A 12110-nucleotide genomic window follows, 5' to 3' on the forward strand; every position below is an offset into this window, starting at 1 on the left:
AAGGTGATGGTCTCTTTTTCCATGTTTGGCTCCTGTGTTATATGGAACCAAAATGAATTGCATAGTTATTTTGTCAAGAAGTTATTACACCTACTTTATGTCCACTTTTGCGTGCAACGGTCTTATATATTATGGATGCGACATCCTGGTGCCTTGAACAAGCGAAAAGACATAGTATGGCCGTTAACGCCCTATCTTTGGTCACGGATATGCCTCCCGCCTGATGTCCGCATTTGATGCGAGTATCCTACGGGAGGCATGAAAGAGAGATGGACACGAGCGCTCAGGGCGTGACTGGCAGGATTCCGCGGTGGCTAAGCAGTTATGACGTTCAAATGAAGTGGTTGAGGAATTCTGGCTCTCTTTCTTACCTGCTGGAGAGACGGTCTATCGATTTGATGGAATACATGTCCAGGCTCGCCAGTGACCGTGATGGTCGAGGTGAGAAGCGGAACGGCCTGGCTCCGGAGCCAAAACAGCTGGAGGCTGCGCAGGAACACTAATTGGCCTGGCGAAGAGGCGAGGGGAAGGCCGGCAATCAAAAAAGGCCGGGGTGAACCGGCCTTGCAAGACTTTATGGTTGAATGGATTATTTGATGCCTTGGGTCATCGCTTCGCCGAGGCTGAAGATGGGCAGGTAAACCACCACGATGATGCCGCCAACCACAGCGGCCATGATAATGATAAGGAAGGGCTCGATGAGCGAAGTGAGGCGCTCGATCACGGCATCGACCAGTTTTTCGTAGAACTGGGCGGCTTTGCCCAGCAGCTTGTCCATGTCGCCAGTTTCTTCTCCGGTGCCGATCATCTGCAGGAGGGTGGGTGGAAACAATCCGGTGCGGCGAAAGGCGTTGGCCACGCCATAGCCTTCTTTCACCATCACCCGCGCGCGGCGGATGCCGCCTTCGATCACGGCGTTCTGCACCACATTCTCGGTTAGCTCCATGGTATCCATGATGGGCACGCCCGCCGCCATGAGGATTGAGAAGGTGCGGGAGAATTTGCTCATGATGGAATTGACGGTAACTCCGCCGAAGACAGGCAGTTTCAGCTTGATGCTATCCCAAACGTAACGCCCCTTGTTGGTGAGATTAACCACCCAGAGGGCGACAATCACGCCGATAACTGCCAGGATGGCCAGGAACACGTTATTGGTGATGAAGTTGCTGATGCCAATGGCGATCTGGGTTGGCACGGGCAGTTCGGCGTCGAAGCCTTCATAGACTTCGGCGAACATGGGTACCACATAGTAGAAGAGAAACCAGACCACCACGGCCAGGAAAATGAGGATGAAGATAGGATAAGCCATAGCGGAGCTCACCTTGCGGCGGGTGTCCTCGATCTTTTCCAGATAGTCGGAAAGCTCATCCAGGATGGTGTGCAGGGTTCCGGAGACCTCACCGGCCTTCACCAGGGCGATATAGAGTGGATTGAAGACACCGGGATGCTGTTCCATGGCTTCTGAAAGCGAATAACCTTTGCGGATATCGTCGGAAAGGCGCCGCAATATCTTGGCGAATTTGGCATTCTTTTCAGCCTTTTCCAGATCCGTGAGGGCTTTTTCGATGGTGAGACCGGCAGAGAACATGGTGGAGAGCTGGCGGGTGAAGAAGACCAGAGTTTTCAGCGAAACTCCCGTGCGCCACTTGTAAATGGAGAGCATGATCTTGTCGGAGAGGGACAACTTGCCCTTGAAAGCGCCTTCCGAGGCGGCTTTCACCGAGATTATGGTGCTTCCTTCCTTGGCCAGTTTGTCCACGGCCTGGTCCAGAGAATCGGCTTTGAGTATGCCTTCGACCCTGGCGCCCTTGACGTCCTTGATGATATAGGCAAAATTCGGCATTGGCTAAACCTTTCGAAGATTATTCCACGATGGTCATCTTGATGACTTCGCGGATGGTTGTGATACCTTTGACCATCTTGGTTATGGCGGCATCGTGCAGGGTGCGCATTCCGGCGCGGAGAGCGGCTTCGCGGATGAGGTCCTGGTTGCCGCCGTCGTAGATAATGCTGCGGATTTCGGGATTGACCGTAAGGAGCTCAAAGATGCCTGTGCGGCCTGCAAATCCGGTGTTGTCGCAGTGTACGCAGCCACGGCCGATCTTAAAGTTGATCTGGGCGGCCTGTTCCGGGCTGAGTCCGCAATCGCTGATCTCCTGGTCGGTTGGCTTGTAATCCATGATGCAGTAAGGACAGATTTTGCGAACCAGGCGCTGGGCCATCACCAGGCTGAGTGAAGAACCCACCAGATAAGGCTTGATGCCGATATCGATGAGACGGGTGACTGTCGAGGGGGCGTCGTTGGCGTGCAGGGTGGAAAAAACCAGATGACCGGTGAGGGAAAACTTAATGGCGATGTCGGCGGTTTCCTCGTCACGGATTTCACCTATTAGCACGATATCCGGGTCTTGGCGCAGCACGGAGCGGAGGGCGGTACCAAAGGTGAGGCCGATCTGTTCCTTGGTCTCAATCTGGGTGACGCCTTCCAGACGGTATTCCACAGGGTCTTCCACGGTGATGATATTGGTTTCCACATCCTCGATCTCTTTGAGGGCGGCGTGGAGGGAAGTGGATTTACCGCTGCCGGTGGGGCCGGAGACGATGATGATGCCATAAGGCCGGCGGATGATGCGGTTGAAGATGTCCATGTCTTCCTGTTCAAAACCGAGGGTGTTGAGTTTGAAGCCAAACTCACCCTTGTCCAGAAGACGCATCACCACTTTTTCACCCAGCACGGTGGGGGTGATGGATACACGCACGTCCACACTCTTGAGTGAGGTTTTGAGAGCAATGTGGCCATCCTGGGGCAGTCTTCGTTCAGCGATGTTCAGCTTGGACATCACCTTGACCAGAGAGATAAGGCCGGGGTGCATGCCAATGGGCGGGGTCATCACTTCACGCAGAGCACCGTCCACACGGTAACGCACCCGGGTGTTTTTAATCAGGGGCTCGATGTGGATGTCGGTGGCGTTGGACTTGATCGCTTCGTTGATGATCAGATTCAAAAGTCTTACGATGGGAGCATCAGCCTCACCGGAAGCAGCAGAAATGGTGATCTCGTTCTCGTCGTCGTCCATAGCCACAAAATCGAAGCCGTCAACCGCGTCTTCCACCTCGGAGGTGGTGCGGATTCTCTTGTAGTGCTTTTCGATGGTGTCGCGCAGCGCGGTATCGGAGATCAGCCTGGGCTTCACGTTCTTGCCCAGGATTTTCTTGAGGCTGTCCAGCACTGTAAGGTTGTCTGGATCTGTCATGGCCACCACCATACCGTCGTCATCTTCGCGCAGAGCGATCACGCGATTCTGGTTGGCATAGGGTTCAGGGATCATTCTGACTACTTCCAGGTCAATTTCCATCAGTTCGCTTTCCTGGGCGATCTCGTAATCAAGCTGCATGTGCAGCACGGAAAGCAGCTGCGCCTCGGTGATATGGCCAAGCTTGACCATGGTCTCACCGATCTTGAGCCCGAAATTGGATTGTTTGGTGAGAGCTTCTTTGACCTGATCTTCGGTGGCATAGCCTTCGTGGACCACGATTTCACCGAAGGGGGCAAATTGCGGGTTATAATTCATTTAAATCATCCTTACATGGTATTTTGGAACCGTTGTGGCAGCCCGCGCCAACATTATAAAGCCGAAGCGGCGGAGACGGCCGGGGCCGCCTCCGCGTATCGGGTGAAGTTTCTTAGAATGGGGGACCAGGTGTCCAGTAGCGGTAGAGGTGGACGCTCGTTTCCGCTGTTACGTTGGTGCCCATGATGCGGGCGAATACAATGCCGCTGGTTTCTCCGGCGGTTTCGGTCATCCCATCGCCGGCTGGACACTCCAACCTGTGATATCGGATCTGTCCCCAGGCCCAGCCAGCTTTTTCCCCGGTGCCCCAACTCCCGTCATCGGTGTAGATCTGCCAGGGCGGATCAGTCGGATAGTTATTGTTGTAGCCTGGTATGGCCACAAACTGTCCCTTGGTGGAGAGCAGCATGATGGGAGCGTTGCCCACGGCCGATCCCTGGCCGTCGGTGAGCACGGCAAATATATCGGCTGATTTCCAATCCGGACTGGTGGCGCCAAAGACCAGCGAGGCTGGGATGGCTTGGATCTCGAACTCGGGATCGTTGAGCGGAAGCTGAACTGTGGCATAGCCAGCCACGCTAGTGCCATGCATTTCTCCTGTACTGGCCCGGATGGTGATCCAATCATAGGTATAGATGCCAGAATAGGTAAGCGTGGTGAAGGCCACTCCGGCAAGGGAGTCTCCGGCCACGTTTGCGTTGCCTGTGTAGGCATCGCCGACTATCTGGCAGTTGGTAACGTTGTTGATGAGCTCAAACAACACAGAGGTTCTATACCCGACCGGGTTGCCATAAATATCTTTGACCACGGCCTGGGCAACGACGCGCCACAGCCCGCCTTCCATGTTTTCACCGGTGTTGAATGCACCAATGGAGGGAATCACCTCATGCGGAGGTCCGGACCTGATCACAATATTGGCCTTGGTGGCATGCACCCATCTGCCGGATTCAGTGGTGCAGGAAGCCCTGATGATCAGGATTCCCGACTGGGTGCCGCTGTTCACAGAGATTTGGGCTTCACCTCCATTGGATACCACCAGCACACTGTCCATCACGGGGTAGCCGTTGAGGTTGGCTCCCGCGGGAGGGGTTGTATTCATAATCCGGAAATAGATATCCTGGGGTCTGTCGATCAGGTTGCCGTTGATGTCTTTAAGCTTCACCCTGAGGATGGCGGTATCGGTGCCACCTGTATTGGCAACATCGAGCACGATTTGTTCATCCTGAGTGAAGGAGATGGAGTGGATGTCGTCAGAAGTGACGTTGAAGATAAGCTGGGTCTGCAGGGTGTCGTTGTTGGCAAAAGCCTTGATGGTGGCTGCCCCAGCTGTGAGGCCAGGCGTAAACCGCACCTGGGCTTCACCCATGTTGTCTGTATTGATGGTAACGGATTGGGTTGTGTTTATGAAAGTGCCCAGGTCCGTTTCAAAGCGCACCGGCTTTATCTGGCAGGGATTTCCGTGGGGATCGTTAAGCGTAGCGCGCATGAAGATACGGTTTTGGCTGGCCACGAAACTGGTGTCCGCCTCTATGAGTTCGCCACCTACCTCTACAAAGGACTGCAGCCCTATGGTGAAGGGGTTTCCAGGCCTGATCAGCACTTCCCGGGTGCTGTTCACATTGCCGATTGTGGCTGTCACAAAGGCGTTTTCCACACCAGGCGTGGTGGTTGCCACCGCTCCGGCATTGTACTTCGCATAGGCGCGGCCATTAATTGTTTTGCCCACAAAGGTAACACCCAGCACGTTGCCGGCGTCGTCAACAAACCTGCCCATGGTGCAGTTAAAGGTGATCAGGGTGTTGTCCGGCACCGGATTGCCCAGAACATTAATGGCCATGGCATTGATTTCGGTGGTCTGCATCACATTCATGGGATAGGGGTTTGCCTGGGAGAGGAAATTCAGGGTGACATTCTCCACTTCGGGAACTTCGTCGATGAAGACCTGCACTTCGGCAGTATCGGCGGAAGCAAGCACATTGGTGTCAGTTGCCGAGTATTTGCGAACCACGGCTGTGATAGTGGCAAGGCCACTTTCGCCGTCATCCCAGAAGGTGGTGGTGGCCACACCGCTGCTGTCTGTGGGAACTGCGGCCAGGATACGTCCCAGATTCGTGCGGAAATTCACTATCTGCGAGGGCACACCGAAACCTTCACCGTTTTTCACGGTAACGCTGATTTCAGAAAACGTGATGTTGTTGTCAGCATAGATGGTATCCGGTGAGGCGGTAATCTTGGTAATGATCCGCATTTCGTTGGGATCAGTGCTTAACCCACCAGTGAGAGGCGGCAAGCGCCTGTCACAGGATGAGAAAACCGCAAGTGTTAGCACCAGCAAGGTCAGAAGGGGTAAAAAGGTTTTAAACTTCTTCATGGTATCTCCCCTTAGTTCTCGTCATTTTCATACTTAATCAGACGACGGGTGAGGCGTTCATCCAAAACCGGTTCGCCCAAGTCTTTGCTATTCTGGATTTCCGGGTCGATGCTGAACTGGTCAGCAGTGACCAATCTAGGCGTGATCTCAATGATCAGATCGGAATTTTCCACTTGTTCCTGACGGTGCTGGAACAGTCTGCCGATGAAGGGCATGTCACCCAGCAGCGGAAGCTTGCTCACTTTCTGGCTGATACTGGAGCTAAGCAGACCGCCCACGATGATCTTATGCTCGTTGGGGACGGTGACTGTTGAGGAAATGCGGCGCACCTTTTTACGGGGTACATAGCCGCCCACCAGTTCGGTGACAGAGCTAACTTCCGGTGCGATGTGAGCGGTGATCTGGCCTTCATCGTTGACCGTGGGCGTAACCGTGAGCATGATGCCCACTTCTTCTCGCTCGACCTGGATCTGTTTGTCGTTGTCGGTAACCACGAAGGGCACCACTTCACCGATATGAATCTGGGCTTCGTTGCCGTTCAGGGCGGTCACCCGGGTATCGGTAAGCAGCTTGGCGGCATTGTTTTCCAGCAGCCAGTCTATGGTGATGTCAAAGGCGGTCAACTGACGGCTGAAATGGCCGATGTCGTTGAAGCCGTTGATCCTCTGGAAATACTGCTGGTCCGGCAGAATTTCGAAATCGGTGGGGTTGCCGTAGGGTAGATATCCCTCCGAATCGCTAAAGTTATAGGGCAGTCCCGTTCCCTCTGCGTTCACAGGATCTTCGGCGAGGACGGTAGTGAGGTGGTTGAGGCGGCTCCAGTCGATGCCAAATTTCTTGGCGTCGGTGAGGCTAATCTCGATCAGGCGTACCCTGATTTCAATCTGCTTCTGAGCGATGTCGATCGTCTGCACCAAATCTCTCACGCTTTCAAAAGTATCTGTGTTGCCATAGACCATGATGGCGTTTTGGCCTTCCAGCGGGACCACGGAGACCTCGGAATTGGCAAGTGCTTCGCTAACCTTGGCGGCATCGAGGTTCTTGAGGTAGATGATATTGCTGCGATGGCCTGAAGACTCGGCGATATTTTGCTGGGTCCCCACGAGGAAGGTGTTGTCACCGTAGATCTTATAGGACAGCCCGGCGGATTTGGCCACCAGTGAGACGGCTGTTTCGACAGGAACGTCCTTGATGCTGACGGTCACCCGTTTCTGTTCCTTTTCAGTGCCGGCAGACTGGTCTGTGGCCAGCACGATATTGGTGCCGCTGAGACGGGCAAGGGTGCTGAGCACGGAGGACAGGGGTTCGTCCACGCTGTTAAGAGTCACGGGTTTTCTAAGAGCGCTCGTTTGTGCACTCAAGGCTGCGATCCCCAGCAGGAAACTCAGAATCAGAGTGCAAATCATAAAGCGTTTGAACACGAAGGCATTCAACATATTTTCTCCAGCTTCGTAGTATTTTTTCATGATTAATAGTTTTGATCGGTGTTTTGCCGCCTGAGTTCCTCTTGCGAGAAATCGGGCATTTGGGGACGCGGCTGTATGCTCAGGGTTTGCGGCCCGCCGTAATAGATACCAACGTTTTGCTCATTGATCCAAGTGATTCGGCGCCCTTCTATCACATCGCCCACACCGCCAGTGTAGATCTTGTCCTGATACTCCACAGTGACCAACCGTTTCCCGGTCTCCTCGTCGATATAGGTTCCCGTGGGGCGGAAAGTGTTGCGCAGGGCGCTTTCAAATTCCTTGGCCAAGTCAAAGCGGTCCTTGATGATATTGCCCTGCCTGAGGGGATCGTGGGCAACCGTAAAGACAGTATTCTTGCGCTCGAGAATCGATTTCTCGATAGACATGATCCTGTTGCGCAGGGTATCGGAGACAGATTCGTTGGTGTATTTGGACTGATCCGGCACCTTGGTTGATTTGGAGTTGTAGGTCACCAGCCGGATGGCAAAAGCCAGCAGGGAGATGAAGAGCAAGGCTATGGCGAGGTCTTTTAAATATCTGAATTGCATGCCTAAACCTCCTTTTTAACCTTCAAAATCGACATTTCCATGGTGATCCGGTAGATGTTGGCGGAGCCGTCAGTTGCCTGGCTTTTCTCAGTAGTCTGCAGCGGAGATACATCAAGATACTGGATCTTGATGATGTGGTTTTGGGCTTCGAGCTCAGAGATGAATTGCCCCATCTGACGGAAAGTGCCTTGAAGTTCAATCGTGTATGTGGTTTCGAGCATCCCGACCTGAGTGAACTTGTTGGAATCTGAGATTTTGATCAGCTTCAACTGGTTTTGGTCGCGCAGCATTTCGATCCCACGCTGGAAGTTGTTGAGCTCATCAACCGAGAACTTTTTTTCAGTGGTAAGGCTGTTGTCAAGGATCTCACGGAACTGGCTGAGCTGCTGGTCCATGATCATGGCGCTGTTCAGTTTTTCCAAGGTGGTCTTGATCTTCTTGTCATAGTTTTCGATCTCGCCGAGATTCTTTCTCAGGGAATTACCGGCCAGCATGAAAAACAGTACAGAGATCAGGACCATTCCCAAGATGAAGACAGTATATTTTTCTTTCATTATTGCACCGCCTTCCGGCTCAGTTCCGAGGAATTGCGGCTGTAACATTCGATGAGGAATTCCAAAATCTCGGTGTCCTTGGCAATCTGGCGATTTTTAGAGCCGGATTTGATCTCGGGAAAGTCGTTGCTGATCTCAGGGTTGGCCTTCAGGCGCTGGACGAAATCGAATGTAACATCGCCTTCCTGAATGCGCTTGTCCACTTCGATAATCCCGTTTAGGGTGAGCACACCGTTGCTGAACTGGAACTTACGCACAGCCAGTTGCTTGTCGATCTCCTGGCTGAGGGCTTCCAGCTTCTTGGTCCAGAAAATGCGGTCGTTGAAGGTTTCAGCCAATCTGGTGACATCATTCACCGAGAGGTACTCACCGCTGGTCTCATACTCGCTTAGTTGGGAATCGATCTTGGTATAGTAGGCCTTGCGGTTTTTAACTTTCCTTTTGAGGTTGTTATTCAGATAAAGGAGCCCGGCGAACATGACCAGCGCACCCAGCAGAAAGCCAATGACGGCATTGCGGAAGGCTTTGTTTTCCCGCTCGGTCTGGAGCTTGATCTCGCCGTATTTGTTCAGGTTGATCTTGAAGAAAAAGTTTGGTGTCATACTCACGTACCTATTCCTGCCGCATAGCCAGGCCTATGGCCAGGGCCAGCTGCGGATCCTTTTTATCTGCGAATTTCTCCGGCATTTCCACATTGATGAAGGGCATGAAAATGTCCGTGGGAACGCTCACTCTTTCCTCAATGTATTCGCGGAGGCCTTTAAGCTTGGCTGTTCCGCCCATAAGGTAAAGCTTGCGAAAGTCGCTGTTGCCTGCTTCCTTGACGTAGAAACGGAGCGAACGGCGCAGTTCTTCCACGATCACGTCTTCGGTAGATTTTTCCGATATGTCCAGCATGCTGATGGTTTGCTTGCTGACCGCGCCGGGATCGTCCATAAGGCCGAATTCCAGCTTGTAGTTCTCGGCCTCCTCCCACTCCATCTGACGCTTGCGCATGATGTCCCGGGTGAAATTATAGCCCCCAAAGGGGATGTCGCGGGCAAACAGCCTGGAATCAGGCCCCCAGATCACCATGTTCGTACGGTGCGCCCCCAGATTCAGCAACACATACACCCCTTCCTCTACAAAGGCGTTGAGGGCAAAGCTGTTGGCCACTGCCAGGGAGTCGATATCCACAATGTTGGGATTCAGGCCGGCTGTGACCAGGGTGTTGGTGTGCTCGTTCAGCAGTTCCTTGGAGGTGGCGGCCAGGAGGATGTTCATGTTGTTCGTTTTCTCCTCAACATCGATCACCTGGAAATCCAGGACCATGTCCGTGCCGCTGATGGGAATGTGTTTCTTCGCTTCGAAGAACAGGGCGGATTCCAGTTCGTCATCAGGCAGAAAGATGGTCTTGATCTGCTTGATGCTGGTGTTGTCCCCTCCCACAGAGGTAACCAGATGCTGGATCTTTTTGGGATTGATGTGCATGGCTTTCATGATCTCGACGATCACCGGGGCGAAGCGATCGGGGCGAAGATCGCTGGGCACGTATTCCACACCAATCGGGACGGTTGGCCGGATTTCGCAGTTTAGCAGCCTGAAGCCTTCGTGCAGCTTTTTCAGATGCACCGCCTTGACGCTATGGCTGCCTATGTCGATTCCGACCGATTCTTTGATCTTGGTCGTTTTCGCTTTCTTCATCGTTCCTCTTATCTCTGACGTTTAATATATAAGTATCACAGGTATTCCGGCGGGCGCTTGATAACCCAGTTCACCGCGGCAAAAGGAGTCTCGTCTTTGCGGTTGACTTCCGGAAAATCTATCGGCGAAATCCGGTAAAACCTGTTGTCGTAATAATAGTTCTTTTTATAGCCAGTGCCTGTTCCCGAAGCCCCGGGGAAGTTGATGTTCGTGAGGGTAAACCCGAAAACGGGATCGTTGTGCTGCACCGCCATTGGCAAGCTAGTGGGGCCGCAGTAATCGATGGGCTGGTCCCAGTTGTTGTTCGAAGGCCATTCCTCATCGTAATAACTGCGGTGCACGAATCCCCTGCGGCGCTGGGAAATGGAACCGTAAACGTTGATATAGCCTCGTTCCAGGTAGGGTGTGCGCTCAGGCCAGAGGGGATTGTACCAGGGATAGTCGATCCTCAGGTTGCGGTTTCCAGGTCCCGTGGAGGCCCAAAGCTGCCCGGGACGGTGGGGGAAGCGGTAGCGATGCAGGTCGATTCTGGTGTAGGTTACGTTGTTCACCGTAACATCCGGCACGGAGGGATGCGGATGCTGGTACTCAAAGGTAAAAACCCCATCGCCGTGTGAGTTGTCGGGTCCGTCATCACCCAATGCGGCCATGGCCGCGTAGATCCAGATGCCGCCATTACCGGTGTCTGGACCGGAAGTCCCATGCACGCGCGTGGAGTCGATCGGGTCACGGTACCCGTATTTGATCACGATCGATTTCTCGGAGACCAAGCCAACCACATCGGTGCGGTTGCCTATGGGGTCGGTGCCCACAGCCGTGTTCATCAGCGTGATGTCATCCAGCAGAAAGAGGGTGTCGCCACATCCCCAAGTCTGGTATGTACCAAAGTTTCCCTTAATCCAGAGTTTGTTGTTCACCCACTTGGATGTGTTCATGGCTGTGCCGTTGTGGAAAAAAGACCAGACGGTGTCCCGCACGGTATATTGGTTATTATACAAAAATGTGGCAGGGTTTTCAGGAGGATAGGGATTGTACACAGGCGTGATTTGTTGATAGGGTTCCATAACTTCGCCCATATAAGCTGCATAGCCGGCGCCGTCCACATCCACGTACATAATAACGTTTGGATTATTATATTGAGGGCCCACAACGTTGTTTCTGCGGCGGATGCTGGAGGCCTCATCCGGGAAAACGGTGTAGGCATACCCTTCGGAGAGGCCGCCCTGGAAAACCTCTGTTTCAGAATAGGAGCCGGAAAATGAAATAACCTCGCCGTGGGTGGAAACCCAGCCGTAGAAAGTTGGCCAGCCGTTGTTTATGCCTCCGCTGGTTTTTTTGATCCAGATGTTCGTGTTGCTGTGAACTCGGCCGTGGAGGACGTCCGGACCGTGGAAATAGACGTTGGTGGCGTTGGGCGATTCGTCGGTGTCAGTAAAATACATGAATTTGGCAAAGGTCTCGGTTTCCAGGGTATAGATGCCGTATTTGCGGACCATGGAATATTTGGGGTTCAGCATCGCTGTTTGCCCTATCCCTGATTTGGAGCGGACCAACGATTTCACCTGGGTTTGCTGAGCCTGGTCGCCCATAACCACATCATCATCTGTAATAAAACTCAACCCTCCCTTGGTAAGTAGGGACTGGATTTTGAATGTCTTGCGCATCGCCGAGTTTGTGATCTCCACGCTGCGCTCGGAAGTGCGCACGGGGATGAGCACAGTACCCATTTTCTGCGCGATCTTCTGCCCGCGATATGCCTCGCTGCGCAGCAAGATAATGCCTTGGAAACCCTCAAAATCATACTGGAAGGCAACCACATCGCGCATGGCCAGGCTGGACAGGGTGAAACCAGACATCACGCCCACAACCGCCAGAAGCATGGCAATAGCCACGTTGCCGCTGGGTCGCTTGAACAT

Annotated in this window: 9 protein-coding genes; all 9 read right to left on the reverse strand. The window is 53.3% G+C overall.

Features of this window, described 5'->3' with window-relative positions; all coding sequences use genetic code 11:
• Positions 1-589 precede the first annotated feature (589 nt).
• The 9 genes from GX466_04380 to GX466_04420 all read right to left on the reverse strand — a co-directional run bounded on the left by GX466_04380 (position 590) and on the right by GX466_04420 (position 12110).
• A complete protein-coding gene (locus GX466_04380) occupies positions 590-1843 on the reverse strand; it encodes a type II secretion system F family protein (protein NLH93439.1) in 1254 nt (417 codons plus the stop codon).
• 19 nt (positions 1844-1862) lie between these two features.
• The gene (tadA, locus tag GX466_04385; protein NLH93440.1) at positions 1863-3572 is read right to left on the reverse strand and encodes a Flp pilus assembly complex ATPase component TadA; all 1710 of its coding nucleotides are present in this window, start codon (positions 3570-3572) and stop codon (positions 1863-1865) included.
• A 112-nt stretch (positions 3573-3684) separates the two neighbouring features.
• On the reverse strand, positions 3685-5943 hold the full coding sequence (locus GX466_04390; protein ID NLH93441.1) for a hypothetical protein: 2259 nt from the start codon (positions 5941-5943) through the stop codon (positions 3685-3687).
• Between the two features lie 11 nt (positions 5944-5954).
• Positions 5955-7379 carry a hypothetical protein gene (locus tag GX466_04395; protein ID NLH93442.1) on the reverse strand — a complete coding sequence of 475 codons (1425 nt, stop codon included), beginning with the start codon at positions 7377-7379 and terminating at the stop codon, positions 5955-5957.
• Between the two features lie 32 nt (positions 7380-7411).
• Positions 7412-7957, reverse strand: coding sequence for a hypothetical protein (locus GX466_04400; protein NLH93443.1), 546 nt, complete (start codon positions 7955-7957; stop codon positions 7412-7414).
• Between the two features lie 2 nt (positions 7958-7959).
• On the reverse strand, positions 7960-8511 hold the full coding sequence (gene pilO / locus GX466_04405; GenBank protein ID NLH93444.1) for a type 4a pilus biogenesis protein PilO: 552 nt from the start codon (positions 8509-8511) through the stop codon (positions 7960-7962).
• The gene (locus GX466_04410; protein ID NLH93445.1) at positions 8511-9113 is read right to left on the reverse strand and encodes a hypothetical protein; all 603 of its coding nucleotides are present in this window, start codon (positions 9111-9113) and stop codon (positions 8511-8513) included. The genes pilO and GX466_04410 overlap by 1 nt, the downstream gene beginning before the upstream one ends.
• A gap of 10 nt (positions 9114-9123) precedes the next feature.
• Positions 9124-10194 carry a type IV pilus assembly protein PilM gene (gene pilM / locus GX466_04415; GenBank protein NLH93446.1) on the reverse strand — a complete coding sequence of 357 codons (1071 nt, stop codon included), beginning with the start codon at positions 10192-10194 and terminating at the stop codon, positions 9124-9126.
• Between the two features lie 35 nt (positions 10195-10229).
• Positions 10230-12110 carry a hypothetical protein gene (locus GX466_04420; GenBank protein ID NLH93447.1) on the reverse strand — a complete coding sequence of 627 codons (1881 nt, stop codon included), beginning with the start codon at positions 12108-12110 and terminating at the stop codon, positions 10230-10232.

The sequence above is a fragment of the Candidatus Cloacimonadota bacterium genome (genome assembly GCA_012516855.1).
Taxonomy (GTDB): Bacteria; Cloacimonadota; Cloacimonadia; order Cloacimonadales; family Cloacimonadaceae; genus Syntrophosphaera.

Coding starts and splice junctions, on each gene's coding strand:
- GX466_04380 (NLH93439.1), bottom strand. CDS start 1,843: ATGCCGAATTTTGCCTATATCATCAAGGACGTCAAGGGCGCCAGGGTC.
- tadA (NLH93440.1), bottom strand. CDS start 3,572: ATGAATTATAACCCGCAATTTGCCCCCTTCGGTGAAATCGTGGTCCAC.
- GX466_04390 (NLH93441.1), bottom strand. CDS start 5,943: ATGAAGAAGTTTAAAACCTTTTTACCCCTTCTGACCTTGCTGGTGCTA.
- GX466_04395 (NLH93442.1), bottom strand. CDS start 7,379: ATGTTGAATGCCTTCGTGTTCAAACGCTTTATGATTTGCACTCTGATT.
- GX466_04400 (NLH93443.1), bottom strand. CDS start 7,957: ATGCAATTCAGATATTTAAAAGACCTCGCCATAGCCTTGCTCTTCATC.
- pilO (NLH93444.1), bottom strand. CDS start 8,511: ATGAAAGAAAAATATACTGTCTTCATCTTGGGAATGGTCCTGATCTCT.
- GX466_04410 (NLH93445.1), bottom strand. CDS start 9,113: ATGACACCAAACTTTTTCTTCAAGATCAACCTGAACAAATACGGCGAG.
- pilM (NLH93446.1), bottom strand. CDS start 10,194: ATGAAGAAAGCGAAAACGACCAAGATCAAAGAATCGGTCGGAATCGAC.
- GX466_04420 (NLH93447.1), bottom strand. CDS start 12,110: ATGTTCAAGCGACCCAGCGGCAACGTGGCTATTGCCATGCTTCTGGCG.